This is a genomic window from Sphingobium sp. 15-1 (genome assembly GCF_013375535.1).
Lineage (GTDB): Bacteria > Pseudomonadota > Alphaproteobacteria > Sphingomonadales > Sphingomonadaceae > Sphingobium > Sphingobium aromaticivastans.
In genome coordinates this window covers 2,482,760-2,501,656 of the sequence record NZ_JABXJG010000001.1, presented here as the reverse complement: position 1 = coordinate 2,501,656, position 18,897 = coordinate 2,482,760, and the positions used below count along the sequence as shown (strand labels likewise).

Sequence of the window (18,897 nt, the reverse complement as noted above, 5' to 3'; positions counted from 1 at the left end):
TTCGCAGGAGCACGCGACGCTATAAGACAAAAGCGCCGGCTACTAACCCGCCGCCCTCCGCGCCGCCGCGAAGCGCGCCCGTTCCAGCAACCCGGTATCAGGCAGCAGGAAGTCCACCTTCCCCCGCCCGAAATCGATGGCCACCCGGTCGAACACCTTGAGCGCGTCGATGCCGAGCAGCAGCGCGGGCTTGTCCTGAAGGTCTAGCTCCGCAAAGGGCTGGGCATCAGCAAACATGACCGGCGTGTCCTTCAGCGTCACCTGCCCCATGCGCACCCGGTCGATCAGCCCCAACTGACCGACTAGCGTTTCGCCCGTCACGCTGGTCAGCGTCACCAAGCTCAGCGCCGGGGTCTTCTTCTTGCGCGCCAGCTTGTTCATCAGCGCCATATTGCCCACGCTGATCGACGTGCCGGTGTCGAGGATGATGTTGACCTTGGTCCCGTTCACTTCGGAATCGAGCAGGATGAGCTGACCCTTGCGCCGCCGCGCTTCCACGATGATGACGTTGGGATCGCGCCAGCTCTGTTTGCTGTTGCTGATCTCCATCCGCCCCGTGCGGAAATTGAGCAGCAGCCGCTTGGCATGCAGCCCGTCCAGGCCCAACAGCCCGGCGGCGCCGATATTCTCACCCTCCAGCACCGGCGCCTCAATATCGTCCACGATCGTCTTGCCGAAGCCAAGGCGCGGCACCGCGACCGTATTCACCTCCGCCCGGCCGGTCATGCTGATCACCGTCACTCGCTCCCGCACCGGCAGCGCCAGCCGCTCGGCCAGATCGCGGGCTATCACGGTCCGCTGCGACCCGGTATCGACCACGAAATTCCATGGCCCCTTGCCGTCGATCCGGATCGGGATGGTGATGCGGGCGTCGGGATTGGGAACCGTGCGGACCACCGCTGGCGGGTCGTCGGGGTCCAGCGCCGGGCGATCCTGCGCCGCAAGGGAGGGGCTGACGATCGCGACGGCGATGCCCAGAGCGGCGCGAAAGCGTCCCATCTCCCATTCCTCCTTATTTTATTCCCGTATAGCATGAGGGGGCCTGTTCCGCCCATCCCATTTCATTCGCGCCAGGGCGCATATCGGCAATTTTCTGTCGATCCATTGGGCTCAGCCACCTTGACTTGGGCTAGGTCGGATCGCTAAACGCCAAACATTCTATCCCGCCCGTCCGGCGCGGGTTCTCCCGAGTCATTGCCGGGTCTGCCTTCCCCATCCTTCCTTCTCTCGTCTCTCATTCCATCGGACTTCACACGAATGCACCTTAAGGATCTCAAGAAAAAAGCGCCCGCCGAACTCGTGACCATGGCGGAGGAGCTGGGCGTCGAAGGCGCATCGACCCTGCGCAAGCAGGACCTGATGTTCGCGATCCTCAAGGTCGAGGCCGACAATGGCGAGCAGATCATGGGCGAGGGGACGATCGAGGTGCTGCCCGACGGCTTCGGCTTCCTGCGCAGCCCGGAGGCGAACTTCCTGGCCGGTCCCGACGACATCTACGTCTCGCCCAACCAGGTCCGCAAATTCGGCCTGCGCACCGGCGACACGGTGGAAGGCGAAATCCGCGCCCCCAAGGATGGCGAGCGCTATTTCGCCCTGACCAAGCTGATCTCGGTCAATTTCGACGATCCCGAAGTCGTCCGCCACCGCGTCAATTTCGATAACCTGACGCCGCTCTATCCGACGCAGAAGCTGACGCTCGACGCGACTGACCCGACGGTCAAGGACAAGTCGGCCCGCGTCATCGACATCGTCTCGCCGCAGGGCAAGGGCCAGCGCGCCCTGATCGTCGCGCCGCCGCGCACCGGCAAGACCGTGTTGCTCCAGAATATCGCCAAGGCGATCACCGACAATCATCCGGAAGTCTTCCTGATCGTCCTGCTGATCGACGAGCGCCCGGAAGAAGTCACCGACATGCAGCGCAGCGTGAAGGGCGAGGTGGTTTCCTCGACCTTCGACGAACCGGCGCAGCGCCACGTCCAGGTTGCCGAAATGGTGATCGAGAAGGCCAAGCGCCTCGTGGAACATAAGAAAGATGTGGTGATCCTGCTCGACTCGATCACGCGTCTGGGCCGCGCCTACAACACCGTCGTTCCATCCTCGGGCAAGGTGCTGACCGGCGGTGTCGACGCGAACGCGCTCCAGCGGCCGAAGCGCTTCTTCGGCGCCGCGCGCAATATCGAGGAGGGCGGTTCGCTCTCGATCATCGCCACCGCGCTGATCGACACCGGCAGCCGCATGGACGAAGTCATCTTCGAAGAGTTCAAGGGCACCGGCAACTCGGAAATCGTCCTCGACCGCAAGGTGGCGGACAAGCGCATCTTCCCGGCGCTGGACGTCGGCAAGTCGGGCACCCGCAAGGAAGAGCTGCTGGTCGACAAGGCCAAGCTTTCCAAGATGTGGGTGCTGCGCCGTATCCTGATGCAGATGGGCACGGTCGATGCGATGGAATTTCTGCTCGACAAGATGAAGGATTCCAAGACCAACGAGGATTTCTTCGACTCGATGAACCAGTAAGCGGCTGGGCGGTTTGCGGTTCGGCGGGCCGAATGCGCAAACCCGATATTCGGCCCAGCGCCGCGATTTTTCGGGCCGTCAGACTTCGGTCTGGCGGCCATTATTTTAGGGCCGTAATTTCAGGGGACATCAGGCGCAATGCTCGATCTTATCGCCACAGCCGCCGCTGCCGCTCAAGGGCTGGGTTCGCCTGCCGACATCTGGGCGCATATCGTCAATGATTTCAGTAATATCGGTTCGCCCGCCGCGCTGGCCGCTTTCGGTCAGGTGCTGATGATCGACGTGCTGCTGGCGGGGGACAATGCCATCGTCGTCGGCGCGCTGGCAGCGGGCCTTCCGGCGGAGCAGCGCAAGAAGGTGATCCTGATCGGCATCATCGCCGCGCTGGTGCTGCGCATCGGCTTCGCTCTGGTGGTGACGCAGTTGATGCAGATCGTCGGCCTGATCCTGGCGGGCGGGCTGCTGCTGCTCTGGGTCGCGTTCAAGATGTGGCGCGAACTTCACCCAAAGCGGGGCGGGGACACGCCCGACACCAGCGACGACGACATATCCGGCCTGCGTCCGGCCAAGAGCTTTGCGGGCGCGGCCTGGGCGGTCGCGGTCGCGGACGTTTCGATGAGCCTCGACAATGTGCTGGCGGTGGCCGGCGCGGCGCGGGATCATCCCGGCATCCTGATCATCGGGCTTATTCTTTCCGTGGCGCTGATGGGCATCGCCGCGAACATCATCGCCAAATATATCGAGCGCTTCCGCTGGATCGCCTATCTGGGCCTGGCGGTCATCATCTATGTCGCGATCAAGATGATCTATGACGGCGTCGTCGACCATCAGGTCGGCATATTGACGCTCTTCGTCTAAAGAGATTGGGCACCTGTGTTGCTGCGCAGGCAGGAACCCAGTCCCGCCGCTTGAACCGGGTTCCTGCCTGCGCAGCAACACGGCTCGCTATGATAAGGGGTGGGGGTTCCGCGGATCACCCGTCCGCCGCGCCCTTGAGGCCCACTGGCCGCCACGGTTGCCTGATCAGACGGGCGGCCTTGTCGCCCAGCCACCAGCGCAGCGGAATCCGGCGTTCGGCTATGCCGGGCAGGCTCCAGACATCCCATCCCTTGGCTGGCCGGAACGGGTTGCGGCGGCCATAGGCCCAAATCTCGACCCGCGTGGCGGGGGTGCTGGCCCGGCTGCGCGCATGAAAGCCGAACGTGTCAGCGATCAGCAATGTGTTGGCGGGCACCGAATAGATGCTGGGCTGCGGCAGGTCCAACGCGGCCAGTTCGCTGACATCGATGCGCAGCGACCCCCGCGCCGAAAGGCGGCAATCGCCGTCGCGCGCGTTCAGGCTGCGCTGCTTTTCCCAGGCCAGCCGCTGCGGCGTCAACCGGTGCGAACCCTTCACATAGGCGAAGGGACCGGTTTCGACCGGCACATCCTCCAGAAACAGCTATGCCTTCATCGCCGGATAAAAGGTGTCGGCATGGAAAGCGAGTTGCGGGTCGGGCGCGGCGTCGCGCCGCTGCGGCAGGATGGACTGGACGTAGAGCAGCGGCTCTATGTCGAAGCCGGAAACATAGCGGGACAATGCCTGCCAGCGAGCATCCCGGCGGAAGGCTTCGAAGGCCGGGATGGCGCGTCGGGCGGCGGGGTCCAGCGCCAGCCGCCGCGTGATCGTGTCGCCCTGAACCATCTCCCGCGCCGGACCGCGGTAGGAGAAGAGCTGGTCCTGCAAGGCGCGGAACGTCGCGCCCGGCAGGAAGTCGCGAATCTCGACCACCCCGTCCCGGTCGAACGCGGCGCGGTCAGCGGGATCGACGGCGGCCGCCAGTCGCTTGCGCCGCCGCGCTGTCATCGCCTGGGCCAGCCGCGCCCGCCCGGCGTGCAGCCCCAGCGCATTCAGCCGGGGCGAACCGATCAGCGGATTGTCGGCAAAGGATTTGGCGCCGGTGAAAGCTGAGCGAGCCAGAAGGGCGCGAGCAAGGGCGCAAGAACATGCATCAACCGCGCCTTGCCATTCCGGCCTGCCGTGGTCGAGCATAATATGCCATATGCCGGGGAAAATATCCTGTTTTCAACGCTGTGAAGCCAGGCCCTTCATGGGGCCGGCTTCCCACGCGTTACTCCCGCCCGCTACCGCTCATGGGATCAGCAGCGTGCTGCCCGTGGTTTTCCGCGCCTCCAGCGCCCGATGCGCTTCGGCGGCGTCGGCAAGGGCGAAGCGCTGACCCACGACCGCGCTGACGATGCCTCGCGCCATGCGGTCGAACAGCCGTTCGGCGGTGCGCGCCAGTTCTTCGGGCGTGGCGATATAGTCGAACAGGCCAGGGCGAGTGACGTAAAGCGACCCGCCCCGGCTGAGGTCGAGCAGGCTGACCGGCGGCACCGCGCCCGACGCATTGCCGTAGCTGACCATCATCCCGCGCCGCTTGAGCGAAGCCAGCGATGCGCTCCAGCTATCCTTGCCGACGCCGTCATAGACGACGTCCACGCCCTTGCCTGCCGTGATCTCCCGCACGGTCGCGGCCAGGCCATCGAAGGCGCCGTGCAGGCTATGCTCCGCATCCACCTGCGCGGCCTTTTCCGCCGAGCCGCAATGGGCGATCACGATGACGCCCTTGTCCCGCAGCCAGGGCACCAGTACAGAGCCGACGCCGCCGGCCGCCGCATGGACGAGCGCGACCTGCCCGGCCCGCAGGGGGACGATGTCCTCCGCCAGATAGCAGGCGGTCATGCCCTTCAGCATCATGGCCGCGGCATCCTGCGTGCTGACGGCGTCGGGAATTTTCACCGTCTGGTCCGCCCGCACGATCCGATGGGTGGCATAGGCGCCAAGCCCGGTCGCGCAGCCCACCTTGTCCCCCACGGCAAAGCCCGTCACCCCGGCGCCGACGGCGGCGACGTGGCCCGCGCCTTCCGCGCCGAGCGGGGTGGGCAGCGGCGCGGGGTAAAGGCCGGTGCGATAATAAATGTCGATGAAATTGAGCCCGACGGCATCCTGCGCGATCAGCAGTTCACCTTCACCCGGCAGGCCTGGATCGAAATCCTCCCGCGCAATCACTTCTGGCCCGCCATGGCTCAGGGCCACCATCCGCCATGCCTGCGTCATGCCGTCCTCTTCCCGTCAGAGATGGGCCGCGAAGAAATCGGCGGTGCGGCCGTCCGCGAGCTGCGCGGCAGCCTCATTCCGGCGCGCGCCCATTTCGGCGGCAAATCCATGATCGAGTCCCGCATAGTCGTGCAGCGTCACATGGCGGTTGTCCTTCAACCCCTCATGCATCTTCTGCTGCACGTCGGCCGGGACGAAGCCGTCGGCGGTCGGAATATGCAGCAATACCGGCTTGCCGATCGCATGCTGCTCGTTCAGCAGGCCGTCGATGCCGACGCCATAATAGCCGACAAAGGCATCGCCGTCGGTGCGGCAGGCCGACATGAACGCCAATCGCCCGCCCATGCAATAACCGACCAGCCCGACCTTGCCGCCTTCGCCCAGTTCGGCGCGCGCTGCCTTGATCGTGGCCTCAATATCGCGGATGCCCTGATCCTGGTTGAACTTCTGCATATGACCAAAGGCGGTCTGCAGATCTTCCGGGACATCGGCGTCCAGCTCGATATGCGGCTTTTCCCGCCAGAACAGGTCCGGCGACAAGGCAAGATAGCCCGCCGTTGCCCAATTGTCGCATTTGCGGCGAATGCCTTCATTCACCCCGAAGATTTCCTGGATCACCACGACGGCGGCCTTTGGCGTGCCGTCCGGCCGGGCAACATAGACATCGAATTGGGCATCGCCCTCCAGCGTGGAGACGGATGTGAATGCTGCCATGGGTTATCCTTTCCTTGCTTGCGGATTTCTATAATGGGCCTTGCCTCGCTCAGCGCAACCGTCCTTGCCGTCAAAAAATTTGCCTTGCCTGCCCATGTTGCGGCATGAGGCGTTGTAAAGGGAGCCCGCAACAAAAGGTAGCGAGTTATGAAGGTAAGCGTGGACGTCGACTGCACCCCTGCGGAGGCTCGGGCTTTCCTTGGCCTGCCGGATGTCACCCCTATTCACGACAAATATGTGAAGACGATGCTCGACAGCTTCGATGGGGTCGCCAATGTCGAGCAGATGGAAACCTTGTTCAAGAGCTTCTCGCCGCTGGGTGACGCCGGCATGCGGCTGTTCAAGCAGATGATGGACATCGGCCTGGCGGGGATGCCCAGCAAGAATGGCGACAAGAGCGCGGGCTGACCGCTTCTCCCGATAGCGCCGTGACGGACACCATCTACGCCCTGTCGAGCGGCGCGCCCCCATCCGGCATCGGCGTGATTCGCATCAGCGGGCCCTCGGCGGGGTCGGCTATTATCGCGCTGGCAGGCAATTTGCCGTCCCCGCGCCGGGCAAGGCTATCCCTGTTGACCGACCCGCGTGACGGCGGCCTGCTGGATCGCGCATTGGTCCTGTGGTTCCCCGGTCCCGGCACGGCAACTGGCGAGGATCTGGCCGAGTTGCATTGCCATGGCGGACGCGCCGTCGTCGCGGCGGTGGAGGAGGCGCTGGGCGTCTTGCCCGGATTGCGGCGGGCGGAAGCGGGGGAGTTCACCCGGCGCGCCTTCGCCAATGGCCGCATGGATTTGAATGCGGTGGAGGGCCTGTCCGACCTTCTCGCCGCGGAGACGCAGCAGCAGCGCCGCACCGCGCTGTTGATGGCCGAAGGGCATTTCTCCCGCCGGGTGGATGGGTGGCGGCGGACGTTGCTCGATCTGTCGGCCATGACCGAAGCGGCGCTGGATTTTTCCGATGAAGATGATGTGCCTGACGAGGGCATTGAGGCGCGGATCGGGGAGGGCATTTGCGCTCTGGCGGAAGATGTCGAAGCCGTGCTGGCGGCTCCCTCGGCGGAGCGGCTGCGCGATGGCGTGCGGGTGGTTTTGGCCGGGCCGCCCAATGCGGGAAAATCGACGCTGCTGAACCGGCTCGTCGGGCGGGATGCGGCCATCGTGTCTGACATAGCCGGGACGACGCGGGATCGCATCGAAGTGCCGGCCGCATTGGGTGGCGTCGCCTTCCTGTTCACCGATACGGCGGGGCTGCGCGCCGAGACGGACGATAGGATTGAGGCGATCGGCATGGAGCGGGCGCGGGGAGCGCTGGAAGCGGCGGACATCATTTTATGGCTCGGCGCGCCGGATGAGGCGCCGCGCAGCGACGCCGTGCTGGTGTCGGCGCAATGCGACCGGGCTGACGAAGACCGTCCAGGTCTCCGGCTCTCGGCGGTGACGGGGGAAGGGATGGGGGAACTGGTTTCCCTTCTGCTGGACCGCGCAAAGAATCTGCTGCCGGGGGAGGGCGACTATGCCCTGCATCAGCGGCAGCGTGACGCGGCGGCGCTGTTGCAAAGCCATTTGTCGGCAGCTCATGCATCCGGCGATTCATTGATCGTGGCGGAAGAATTGCGGCAGGCGCGCCACGCGATCGACCTGCTGACGGGACAGGCGGGAACCGAGGATATGCTCGATCGTCTGTTCGCCGGTTTCTGCATCGGCAAATAGTCCTGTTCCACGTGGAACAGTTTTGACCCGAGCGCCCCACTTCTGTTAAGGGGCGCGCATGCGAACAAGCTATGATGTGATCGTGGTCGGCGGCGGCCATGCGGGCTGCGAGGCGGCGGCTGCGGCGGCGCGCAAGGGTGCCTCGGTCGCCCTGCTGACCTTCGACAAGGCGACCGTTGGCGCCATGTCCTGCAACCCCGCCATTGGCGGATTGGGCAAGGGCCATTTGGTGCGCGAAGTGGACGCGCTGGATGGATTGATCGCCCGCGCCGCCGATGCCGCCGCGATCCATTACCGCATGCTGAACAGCAGCAAGGGGGCGGCCGTTCAGGGGCCGCGCATTCAGGCTGACCGCAAGCGTTATCGCGCCGAAATCCACCGCTTGCTGGATGCCCAATCAGGTTTGGATATTGTCGAGGGCGAAGCGGTTGGATTGGTCCTGTCGCAAGGCGCGGTGGCGGGATTGGCGCTTGCGGATGGGCGGACGCTCCCCACGTCGGCGGTGGTTCTCGCGACCGGCACATTTCTGGGCGGCAAGCTTTTCAGAGGGGAGGAAAGCAGCGCCGGGGGACGCACGGGCGAGCGGGCGGCGACGGCCCTGGGCATCCAGCTTCGCGCATTGGATTTGCCGATCGGCCGCCTGAAGACCGGCACCCCGCCGCGTATCGACGGCCGCACGATCGACTGGGCGCGATTGGAAGAGCAGCCCTCCGATGGCGGCGGTTGGACCATGTCCGCTGTTTCCCCTGCCCGCGTCTTGCCGCAACTCCATTGCGCCATCACCCGGACCAATGATCGCACCCACGCCATCATCCGGGAAGGGCTGGGGCGCTCGCCGCTGTTCAGCGGCGCGATCGAAGGGCGCGGGCCACGCTATTGCCCCTCGATCGAGGACAAGGTCATCCGCTTCGGAGATCGGGACGGGCATCAGATTTTCCTGGAGCCGGAAGGGCTGGACGACCACCTCGTCTATCCCAATGGCATCAGCACCTCTTTGCCCGCCGATGTTCAGCAGGCGATGATCCGGTCTATGGCAGGGTTGGAAAGGGCGGAGATCGTCGTGCCCGGCTATGCGGTGGAATATGACCATATCGATCCGCGGGCGCTCGACTCCACGCTGGAAGTGCGGCTTATCCCCGGCCTTTTTTGCGGGGGCCAGATCAACGGCACGACCGGCTATGAAGAGGCGGCTGCGCAAGGCCTGGTGGCCGGCGCCAATGCGGCGGCGCGGGCGCGGGGCGAGGAACCGCTGATCCTGGACCGGGCGAGCAGCTATATCGGCGTGATGATCGATGATCTGGTTTTGCAGGGGGTCACCGAACCTTATCGCATGCTGACGGCGCGAGCCGAATATCGTCTGCGGCTGCGCGCCGATAATGCGGGGACCAGGCTGGGCCCGGTCGGCGCTCGACATGGCCTGTTGGGACCGGAGCGTGCCGCTCATTACGCCTCGCGTCAGGCGGAGCGCCAAGCGGCTGAGAGCGAATTGAACCGCAGCTTGTCCGCCACCGAGATGGCGCGGGCCGGGGCGGCGGTCAGGCAGGATGGCGCGCGCCGTTCACTGTTCGAATGGGCACGCTTCCCGGAGGTGAGTCGGGATTTGCTTTTCGCTCTTGCGCCATCGCTTTTGACCATAGCGCCGGATGTGCGGGATGAGATTTTGGAAGACGCCCATTATGCGCCTTATCTAGAACGGCAGGAGGCGGAGATTGCCGAAATGCGTCGGAATGAGCGCGTCACCATTCCCGCCGATTTCAATTTCGCTTCGGTCGGCGGCTTGTCCACCGAAATGATCGAGCGGTTGCATGCGGCGCGTCCGGATACGCTGGCGGCTGCGGGCCGTATCCGCGGCATCACCCCCGCCGCCTTGGCGGCCGTTCTGGTGCATATCCGGCGGCGCGCGGCGTGACGGAGGACGAGGCGCGGGAATGGCTCAACCGGCAGTTCGATGTTCCACGTGGAACATGGGACAGGCTGGAACGCTATGTCGCCATTCTCCTGACGGAGATGGAGCAGCAAAACCTGATCGCGGAATCGACGCGTCCCCATATTTGGGCGCGGCATATCGTCGATTCGGCCCAGCTCATTCCGCTCGCGGAAGGGGCTGGGGCAGGGGAGTGGATCGATCTTGGATCGGGCGCCGGGCTGCCGGGCATCGTCGTCGCGATCCTCACCGACCGGCCTGTCCAAATGGTTGAATCGCGCCGCAAGCGGATCGATTTTCTGAACGGGGTGATTTCCGACCTCGGCCTGTCCAAAGCCAGCGTGTTCGGTGGACGGGTCGAGGCTGTTCCGCCTGCCTGTGCTGCTGTCATCAGCGCGCGCGCCTATGCGCCCTTGCCCAAATTATGGGAGTCGGCGGTGCATCTGTCTGACGAAAAAACGATTTGGGTGCTGCCAAAAGGACGAAATGCGCAGAATGAACTGGAGGCGGCGAGTCGATCATGGCAAGGTGCGTTTCACGTGGAACGCAGTGTGACTGACGCGGACAGCGCCATCATCGTCGCACAGGCGGTCCGATCCGTCAGGAGGAAAGGCCGAGGATGATCCGTATTGCCATCGCCAATCAAAAGGGCGGCGTCGGAAAAACCACCACCGCCATCAATCTGGCCACGGGATTGGCCGCAACCGGGTTGCGCGTGTTGCTGGTCGATCTCGATCCGCAGGGCAATGCCTCGACCGGCCTGGGCGTGAACCAGTCTGATCGTGCCCAATCCAGCTATGACCTGCTTCTGGGCAATTGCGCGTTGGAAGACGCCATTCTGACCACGCGGGTGCCCAAGCTCGACATCGTGCCCGCGACGCAAGACCTGTCCGGCGCGGAGATCGAACTGATCGAATATGAGGAGCGCACCCATCGGCTCGAACGCGTGCTGTCGGAGGCGCAGCCTGGCCGTTGGGACATCTGCCTGATCGATTGCCCGCCTTCGCTCGGCCTGCTGACCATCAATGCCATGGTGGCGGCGCAATCGCTGCTGGTACCGTTGCAATGCGAATTTTTCGCGCTGGAAGGGCTGTCGCAACTTCTCCAGACCGTTGAGCGCATTCGCGGCCGCTTCAATCCCGGCCTCTCCATCATGGGCGTGGCGCTGACCATGTATGACCGGCGCAACCGGCTGACCGATCAGGTGGCCGACGATGTGCGCGCCTGCCTGGGCGATCTGGTCTTTTCCACCGTCATCCCCCGCAATGTGCGTCTGTCGGAAGCGCCCAGTCATGGCGTTCCGGCCTTGATCTACGATTTCCGCTGTCCGGGGTCGGAAGCCTATATGCGCCTGGCCCGTGAATTGATCGCGCGCCTGCCCCGTCAGGAGGTTGCTGCTTGAGTAACGAAAATGCGATGAAGTCCGCCAAGCGTCCTCATGGGCTTGGGCGGGGCCTGTCCGCGCTGCTGGGTGACGTGGCGCGGGAAGAGCCGGTGGCGCCGACTGCCGCCACGCCGCCATCGACCAAAGCAATCCAGAGCATTGAAGTCGCGCTGATTCAGCCGCATCCCGAACAGCCCCGCCGGCATTTCGACGAGGGCGCCTTGCAGGAGCTGGCTGACAGCATCGCCAAGCGGGGCGTGATTCAGCCAATCATCGTGCGTCCGCATGGCGGCGGATTCCAGATCGTTGCGGGCGAGCGCCGTTGGCGCGCCGCGCAGCGCGCCCAGCTTCACCGCATTCCCGCCATCGTGCGGGATTTCGACGAGGCGGAAACGCTGGAAATCGCGCTGATTGAGAATATCCAGCGCGAAGACCTCAATCCGATCGAAGAAGCGGAAGCCTATCGCAAGCTGATCGCGGAATTCCAGCACAGCCAGGAGGCGCTGGGCCGTCTCGTCGGCAAGTCGCGGAGTCATGTTGCGAATCTGATGCGCCTGCTCGATCTGCCCGCGCCGGTCCAGCAGCAGGTGATGGAACAGAAGCTCAGCATGGGGCATGCTCGCGCCCTGATCGGCGCGCCCGATTGCGAGAGCCTTGCCCGCACCGTCGAAGCCAAGGGCCTTTCGGTGCGCGACACAGAACAGCTCGTCCGCCGCGCCAAGAAGGGAAGCGACGCGCCCAGCCGGAAGCGCGTGGCCGCGCCCAAGGAAAATGATCCCGACATCGCCGCCCTGGAGCAGCATCTGGCGGACATTTTGGGTGTGAAGGTGGACATAGATTATGATCAGGGCGGGGGCGGCATCCTCTCCTTGCATTATTCGACGCTGGATCAGCTCGACATGTTGTGCCAGCGCCTCTCGGGCGAACGAATCTAGGGTGTGTGCGGATTCAGCCCATGGCGGGCTGCAAATGGCGGCCTTCTGCGCTTCCGGTGCTCACGTACTGAAGTATGCTGCGCGCCGGTTCTCGAAATCCACCATTTTCGCCCCCCTGAATTAAATCCTCACACGCCCTAGAGCATCGTGCGGAAAAGCGGGCGAGCCGGAGTCACATGCCTCCAAGCTCGGCTTTTTCCGCAAAAACTGATGCGATGACAAAACACTGGAGCGCGTGGCCTGCGTCCGATTCAACGCCCCGCGCTCCAAACGCTTCCACCCCAGAAACATCCATGGCCGCTCGCATTTCCGCGAGGCGGCCACTGGCCTTTTCCGCGCCGACTCCTTAGCCTGTGCGGATGGCAGATATTTCATCCTCCCCCCTCGTCCCACATATCGTCCGCCGCTCAGAATATCGTCCGCCGGATTGGCTGGTGCCCGACATTGCGCTGGATTTCGATCTGGATGCCGGGGCGACGCGGGTGCATGCGACATTATCGGTCACCCGCAATGGCGATCATGATCGGGCGCTGAAACTGGACGGCGATGGGCTTCTGCCGCTGGAGATCAAGGTCGATGGCGAGCCGCTGACCGCTGACCAATGGTCGCTAGAGGGCGGCGCGCTAGTCCTGTCGCTGCCCGGCGCGGCGCATCGGGTGGAGACCTGGGTGGAAATTGCCCCGCAGGCGAACAGCAAGCTTATGGGCCTCTATGCCAGCGGCGGTTTGCTCTGCACCCAATGCGAAGCCGAAGGGTTCCGCCGCATCACCTTCTTCCCCGATCGGCCCGACGTGCTGTCCCGCTATTCGGTGCGGATGGCGGCGGACAAGGCGCTTTATCCCGTGCTGCTCGCCAATGGCGATCCGGTCGAGCAGGGCGACTTGCCGGATGGGCGCCATTGGGCGCGCTGGAACGACCCGTTCCCCAAGCCCTGTTATTTGTTCGCGCTGGTCGCCGGCGATCTAGCCTGCAATGCCGACCGCTTCGTGACCGCCAGCGGGCGCGAGGTGCAATTGGGCATCTGGGTCAAGGAAGCCGATCTTCCGCGCACCGCCCATGCCATGCAGGCGCTCAAGAACAGCATGGCCTGGGACGAGCGTGTCTATGGCCGCGAATATGATCTGGACGTGTTCAACATCGTCGCCGTGGCCGATTTCAACTTCGGCGCGATGGAGAATAAAGGCCTCAACATCTTCAATTCACGCTATATATTGGCCGATCCGGAGACCGCGACCGACATCGACTATGACGGCGTGGAAGGCGTGGTCGCGCATGAATATTTCCACAACTGGTCGGGCAATCGTGTCACTTGCCGGGACTGGTTCCAGCTCAGCCTGAAGGAAGGCTTCACCGTCTTCCGCGACCAGAATTTCTCCGCCGACATGGGGTCGCATGCGGTGAAGCGGATCGAGGATGTCCGCATCCTGCGGGCGGCCCAGTTCCAGGAGGATAGCGGGCCTTTGGCGCACCCGGTTCGACCGGAATCCTATATGGAAATCAGCAACTTCTACACCGCGACCATCTATAACAAAGGCGCGGAGCTGATCCGCATGATGGCGCTGATGCTGGGGCCGGAGCGCTTTCGCGCCGGGACCGACCTCTATTTCGACCGGCATGACGGCGAAGCGGCCACCTGCGAGGATTTCGTCCGCGCCATGGAGGAGGGGGGTGAGATCGACCTTGGTCAGTTCCGCCGCTGGTATGAGCAGGCCGGCACGCCCCATGTCCGGGCCTTGCTGAGCCATGATCCCGTCACCCGGAGCGCGACCCTGCTGCTGGAACAGACGATTCCGCCGACGCCCGGCCAGCCTGAGAAGCAGCCCATGGCGATCCCGCTGCGCACCGCCCTGTTCGATCCGCAAACCGGCGAGAATCGGGGCGACGAATTGCTGATGCTGACGGAGGCGAGCCAGAGCTTTACCTTCGAAGGCTGGGCGATGGCGCCGATCCTCTCGATCAACCGGGGCTTTTCCGCTCCGGTGATTGTCGAAACCAACCGCAGCCAGGCCGATCTCGCCTTCCTGTCCGCCCATGACGACGATCCTTTCGCCCGCTATGAGGCGATGCAGCAACTCATGGTCAATGTGCTGGTCGGCCGCATCGGCGGGCAGGAAGTGGATGAGGATGCGGTGATCGCCGCGATCAGACACACCGCCACCGATCCGCTGCTTGACCCCGCCTTTGTCGCGGAAGCGATCCGCCTGCCGAGCGAAGCCTATCTGGGCGATCAGATGGCGGTGGTCGATCCCGACGCGATCCACGCCGCCCGCGATGCGCTGCAACGGCGGATCGGCGCCGAGCTGGAGCCGCTGTGGCGCGACATTCACGGCAAGACCAAGGCCAACGCCTTTGCGTTGTCGCCAGCCGCCAAGGGCGCGCGCAAACTGCGCAACACCGCCTTGCTCTATCTCGCGGCATCGGGCGCGAGCGATGGTGCGACCGTCGCCTTCGGCCAGTTCAGCGAGGCCGACAATATGACCGAGCGGCAGGCGGCGCTCGCCACCCTGGCGAACGGCACCAGCGCGGAGCGGGAAGCGGCGCTGGACATTTTCTACAACCGCTATCGGGACGATGCGCTGACGCTGGACAAATGGTTCCAGACCCAGGCCTTCGCCTTCCATCCCGACACGGTCGATCTGGTCGAGGAACTGGGCAGGCACAAGGATTTCACACTCGCCAATCCCAATCGCGTGCGGGCGCTCTATGGCGCCTTCGCGGGCAATCAATGGGCGTTCCACCATGGGACGGGCAAGGGGTATCGCCTGGTGGCGGACTGCATCATCGCGCTCGACAAGCTCAACCCCCAGACCGCCGCCCGGCTGGTGCCGCCGCTGGGGCGCTGGAAGCGGTTCGATGAAGGGCGCGCGGCGCTGATGCGGGCGGAGTTGCAGCGGATTTTGGCCGAGCCGGGTCTGTCGAAGGATGTGACGGAGCAGGTGAGTAAGAGTCTGGAATGACTTCCATCGTGCTCCTGCGAAGGCAGGAGCCTAGTCCGACCCTCTGAACTGGGCTCCTCCCTTCGCAGGAGCGCGGAGTGATGGATTTCTAACGCCCCGAAGTCGCCAGCCAGGCGGCCACATCCGCCGCCACCTTGTTCGCCGCGGCATTCAGCGGGGCGCCCACGCTGTTGGCGTCGATCTTGCCTCCGATCGGCGCGCTGGCGGTGAAGCGTTGCTTGGCGATCGCCGTTCCGCCCGGTCCGGCGAGCATCGCGTCATAGGTCACGACCGCGCTGTTGCTTGCCTCATCCACGCCGAAATCGACCAACTCGCCCATCAGCCGCTGCCCGGCGTCGGCGGAATATTGGCCGGGGTCGAGCACGATGCGGTTGCTGGTGGCGGCGATGGTTTCGCCCAGCAGCTTCTGGAACAGGTGGCGCGGCGTGTCGGCCCATTGCACCTTCGTCACATAGGCGACCGACGTGGGCGAGGTGATCACCGGCACCCGCACCGTGTCCAGCATCTTGGGCGCTTCGGGATCGGCCACCGTGATGGATGCGCCCGCCGATGCGCTGCGCAGCGTGCCCGGCGCGACCTTCTGCGCGGCGTTAAGCGACAGCAGCCGCTCGGGCGGCTTGCCGCCGAAGGACACGCAACCCGCCAGCAGGAAGAGGAGGGCAAGCGCGGAGCCAAGTTTCTTGTGGAACATCATCGCTGTCCTCTTATCGCTTGTAATCGGGCAATTTGGGCGATCCGACGATCGACCCCGCGCCCTGCTGATCGAGTTTTTCCGCCACGCCGCGGAAGGAGCGCGACATTTCGCGCAGATCGCGGACCAACTGGTTCACCTCCGGCATGGTCTGGTTGCTGAAGGCGTGCACGCCTGGCTGCGCTTCCGCGATGGTCTTGTCGAGCGTGTCGATGCTGCGCGTGGCCGACTGGATGCTCTTGCGCAGGTCGGCCAGCAGCGGACGGCCCTCATCATTCACCATGGCGTCGGTGGACGCGGCTAGCTTGCCGATCTGCTCGGCGGCGATGCCGGTGCGCTGCACGGCGATGCGCGCCTCGGCCAGCGTGGCGGCGATTTCCGGGCTGCGGTCGGCCAATGAGCCGGAAATGCGCTCGACATTGGCGAGGATGCTCGCGATCGACTGCTGATTCTTGTCGTTGAGCAGCTCGGTCAGCCGTTCGGTCAAGGTGGACAGCCGTTCCAGCAATTGCGGCGCATTGTTGAGCAGCTCGCCCAGCGCGCCCGGCTTGGTCGGGATCACCGGCACGCCGTCCGGGCAGGCGGCGAGCGGGTTTTCCGCCGGGCAGGCAATCGGCGGCGCGCCCTTGACCGCGCCGTCCAGCACGATTTCCGACACGCCGGTAAAGCCCACCCCGGCAATGGTCGCGGTGGTCCCCTGCAGGACCGGCGTGCCTTCCTTCACCGAAATGCGTACCTTCACGAAGCCGGGATCGCGCTTCCACAGTTCGATCTTCTCGACCTGGCCGGAGGGGACGCCAGAATAGTTGACGCTCGACCCTTTGGCGAGGCCGTTGACCGACTGTTTGAAGAAGATGTCATATTCCATATTGTCGCCTTGGGAGAGGCGCGAGAACCAGAACGCCGCGATCATGATCGCGGCCAGCAACAGCAGCGTGACCGTGCCCACCAGCACATGGTTGGAGCGGGTTTCCATAGTCTATCGCCTCTTGTCCTTCTCGCGGGCCACGGCTGCGGTCGCCGCACGCCCGCGCGGGCCGTTGAAATATTCCTGAATCCAGGGATGGTCGGTCGCCAGCAGCTCATCGATGGTGCCGACCGCCGTCACTTTCCTGTCCGCCAGCACCGCCACCCGGTCGCAAATCGAATAGAGCGTGTCGAGATCATGGGTGATGAGGAAGACGGTCAGCCCCAGCGTTTGCTGCAATTTGCGCGTCTGATCGTCGAAGGCGGCCGCGCCGATCGGGTCCAGCCCGGCCGTGGGTTCGTCAAGGAACAGCAGGTCGGGATCGAGCGCCAGCGCCCGCGCCAAGCCCGCCCGCTTCTTCATGCCGCCTGACAGTTCGGCGGGATATTTGGGGCCGGCTTCGGCTGGCAGGCCGGTCATGCGGATCTTGTAGGCGGCGATCTCGTCGCGCAGCTTCGGCCCGATGTTCGGATAATATTCGCGGATCGGCACTTCGACATTCTCGGCCACGGTGAGGGTGGAGAACAGCGCGCCGCCCTGGAACAGCACGCCCCAGCGCTTGCGGATCGCCAGCGCCTCGTCGTCCAGCCGGCCGATCATGGATTCCCCAAAGACGTGAACCTCGCCCTCATCGGGAGTCTGGAGGCCGATGATCGAGCGCATCAGCACTGACTTGCCGGTGCCCGATCCGCCGACCACGCCCAAAATCTCGCCCTTGCGCACATCGAGATTCAGCCCCTCATGCACCACCTGCTCACCGAAGCTGTTCCGCAGGTTGCGGACCGATATGGCGATGCCATCCCGCTCCACGGCCTTTTCGACCCGCGCTTCCTCCGCGGTCATTTCTTCTTCGGGCTCCATCAGTTCCAGCCCACCCAAGTGAACAGGACCGCGAACATGGCGTCGAGCACGATGACGAGGAAGATCGCCTGCACGACCGCCGCCGTCGTGCGCAGGCCGACTTCCTCGGCATTGCCCTTGACCTGCATGCCCTGGAAGCAGCCCGCCAATGCGATGATGACACCGAATACGGGCGCCTTGATCAGGCCCACCCACAGGTCATGGATCGGCACCACCTCCCGCAGCCGCTGGACGAAGGTGATCGGCGGGATGTCGAGCGACACGGCGCAGAGAAATCCGCCGCCGATGATCGCAACGACGGAGGAATAGAAGCCCAGCAGCGGCATCATCACCACGACAGCCAGTGTGCGCGGCAGCACCAGCGCCTCCATGGGCGACACGCCGATGGTGCGCATGGCGTCGACCTCTTCGGTCAGCTTCATCGTGCCCAATTGCGCGGCAAAGGCGGAACCGGACCGGCCCGCGACCATGATCGCGGTCATTAGCACGCCCAGTTCCCGAAACGTCAGCCGGCCGACGAGGTTGATGGTCAGCATCTCCATGCCGAACTGGCGGAGTTGCACCGAACCCTGCTGGGCGATGACGATGCCGATCAGGAAGCTCATCAGGCCGATGATGCCGAGCGCCGACACGCCCACCACCTCGAAACGCTGCACCACGGCATTGATGCGGAAGCGGCTGGGGTGGCGGATGACATTCCACGTCGCGACCAGCGTGCCGCCGAAAAAACCAAGCAGGCCGAGCAAGGTGCTGCCTGCATTGAGCACGGCCTCCCCGATCTGGCCGACCACGCGCTGCCAGGGCGGCACATAGTCCGGGCGGATGTTGACCGGCTCATCGACCCGGCCGACCGCCGCGATCAACCGCTCCGCGTCGCACTTGTCGCCTGTGATCCTGCAGTCCCAACGCTTGATCGTGCGATGCAGCACCCAGGCGCCGATCGTGTCCATATGATCCACGTCCGACAGGTCGATCGTATCGACCGGGCCTTCTATGGCATCCAGCCGGTCGGACAGCTGGTTGAGGCAAGCTATGGAAAGATTGCCCGAAAGCCGAATGACCGTCTCGCCGTCGCGGACTTCCTGAGCAAGATCAGCGGCTTTGTTCATCAAGGCGGAGATGTGGTCCATTATCGGTTGCA

At 64.4% G+C, this 18,897-nt stretch carries 16 protein-coding genes and 1 pseudogene; 9 read left to right on the top strand and 8 right to left on the bottom strand.

The window, feature by feature from the left end; translation table 11 throughout:
• Positions 1-42: 42 nt before the first annotated feature.
• The gene (locus HUK72_RS11925) at positions 43-999 is read right to left on the bottom strand and encodes a retroviral-like aspartic protease family protein (RefSeq protein ID WP_176596955.1); all 957 of its coding nucleotides are present in this window, start codon (positions 997-999) and stop codon (positions 43-45) included.
• Between the two features lie 258 nt (positions 1,000-1,257).
• Between HUK72_RS11925 and rho the strand changes: the two genes are divergently transcribed.
• On the top strand, positions 1,258-2,514 hold the full coding sequence (gene rho / locus HUK72_RS11920; RefSeq protein WP_007689303.1) for a transcription termination factor Rho: 1,257 nt from the start codon (positions 1,258-1,260) through the stop codon (positions 2,512-2,514).
• A 138-nt stretch (positions 2,515-2,652) separates the two neighbouring features.
• A complete protein-coding gene (locus HUK72_RS11915; RefSeq protein ID WP_176596954.1) occupies positions 2,653-3,372 on the top strand; it encodes a YjbE family putative metal transport protein in 720 nt (239 codons plus the stop codon).
• Between the two features lie 115 nt (positions 3,373-3,487).
• Here the strand turns inward: HUK72_RS11915 and HUK72_RS11910 are convergent.
• From HUK72_RS11910 to HUK72_RS11900, 3 genes and pseudogenes are all read right to left on the bottom strand, one after another.
• A pseudogene (locus HUK72_RS11910) lies at positions 3,488-4,506 on the bottom strand (phytanoyl-CoA dioxygenase family protein).
• Positions 4,507-4,645: 139 nt separating this feature from the next.
• Positions 4,646-5,614 (bottom strand): quinone oxidoreductase, encoded by a 969-nt coding sequence (locus HUK72_RS11905; RefSeq protein WP_255325676.1) that lies wholly within the window; start codon positions 5,612-5,614, stop codon positions 4,646-4,648.
• Positions 5,615-5,629: 15 nt separating this feature from the next.
• On the bottom strand, positions 5,630-6,328 hold the full coding sequence (locus HUK72_RS11900) for a dienelactone hydrolase family protein (RefSeq protein ID WP_176596953.1): 699 nt from the start codon (positions 6,326-6,328) through the stop codon (positions 5,630-5,632).
• A 147-nt stretch (positions 6,329-6,475) separates the two neighbouring features.
• On the opposite strand from HUK72_RS11900, the gene HUK72_RS11895 reads away from it, so the two are divergent.
• The 7 genes from HUK72_RS11895 (at position 6,476) to pepN (ending at position 15,237) form a co-directional block, all read left to right on the top strand.
• Positions 6,476-6,736 carry a DUF6489 family protein gene (locus tag HUK72_RS11895; RefSeq protein ID WP_176596952.1) on the top strand — a complete coding sequence of 87 codons (261 nt, stop codon included), beginning with the start codon at positions 6,476-6,478 and terminating at the stop codon, positions 6,734-6,736.
• 20 nt (positions 6,737-6,756) lie between these two features.
• A complete protein-coding gene (mnmE, locus tag HUK72_RS11890) occupies positions 6,757-8,037 on the top strand; it encodes a tRNA uridine-5-carboxymethylaminomethyl(34) synthesis GTPase MnmE (RefSeq protein ID WP_176596951.1) in 1,281 nt (426 codons plus the stop codon).
• 58 nt (positions 8,038-8,095) lie between these two features.
• Positions 8,096-9,946, top strand: a complete 1,851-nt coding sequence (gene mnmG / locus HUK72_RS11885; protein WP_176596950.1) for a tRNA uridine-5-carboxymethylaminomethyl(34) synthesis enzyme MnmG — start codon at positions 8,096-8,098, stop codon at positions 9,944-9,946.
• Complete coding sequence (gene rsmG, locus HUK72_RS11880; RefSeq protein ID WP_176596949.1) at positions 9,943-10,584, top strand: 16S rRNA (guanine(527)-N(7))-methyltransferase RsmG; 642 nt, start codon at positions 9,943-9,945, stop codon at positions 10,582-10,584. Before mnmG ends, rsmG begins: the two co-directional genes overlap by 4 nt.
• Entirely contained in the window at positions 10,581-11,363 is a 783-nt protein-coding gene (locus tag HUK72_RS11875) for a ParA family protein (RefSeq protein WP_176596948.1), read from the top strand. The genes rsmG and HUK72_RS11875 overlap by 4 nt, the downstream gene beginning before the upstream one ends.
• Before the next feature lie 14 nt (positions 11,364-11,377).
• On the top strand, positions 11,378-12,280 hold the full coding sequence (locus tag HUK72_RS11870; RefSeq protein ID WP_176597834.1) for a ParB/RepB/Spo0J family partition protein: 903 nt from the start codon (positions 11,378-11,380) through the stop codon (positions 12,278-12,280).
• A 359-nt stretch (positions 12,281-12,639) separates the two neighbouring features.
• Positions 12,640-15,237 carry an aminopeptidase N gene (pepN, locus tag HUK72_RS11865; protein WP_176596947.1) on the top strand — a complete coding sequence of 866 codons (2,598 nt, stop codon included), beginning with the start codon at positions 12,640-12,642 and terminating at the stop codon, positions 15,235-15,237.
• 88 nt (positions 15,238-15,325) lie between these two features.
• Here the strand turns inward: pepN and HUK72_RS11860 are convergent, their stop codons facing one another.
• From HUK72_RS11860 to HUK72_RS11845, 4 genes are read right to left on the bottom strand one after another with little or no spacing between them, the layout of a single operon-like run.
• Positions 15,326-15,931, bottom strand: a complete 606-nt coding sequence (locus HUK72_RS11860) for an ABC-type transport auxiliary lipoprotein family protein (protein ID WP_369805948.1) — start codon at positions 15,929-15,931, stop codon at positions 15,326-15,328.
• A 10-nt stretch (positions 15,932-15,941) separates the two neighbouring features.
• Positions 15,942-16,904, bottom strand: coding sequence for an MlaD family protein (locus tag HUK72_RS11855; protein ID WP_176596945.1), 963 nt, complete (start codon positions 16,902-16,904; stop codon positions 15,942-15,944).
• Between the two features lie 3 nt (positions 16,905-16,907).
• Positions 16,908-17,756 (bottom strand): ABC transporter ATP-binding protein, encoded by an 849-nt coding sequence (locus HUK72_RS11850; protein ID WP_176596944.1) that lies wholly within the window; start codon positions 17,754-17,756, stop codon positions 16,908-16,910.
• Entirely contained in the window at positions 17,756-18,865 is a 1,110-nt protein-coding gene (locus HUK72_RS11845) for an MlaE family lipid ABC transporter permease subunit (RefSeq protein ID WP_087574016.1), read from the bottom strand. Before HUK72_RS11845 ends, HUK72_RS11850 begins: the two co-directional genes overlap by 1 nt.
• Positions 18,866-18,897: the final 32 nt, after the last annotated feature.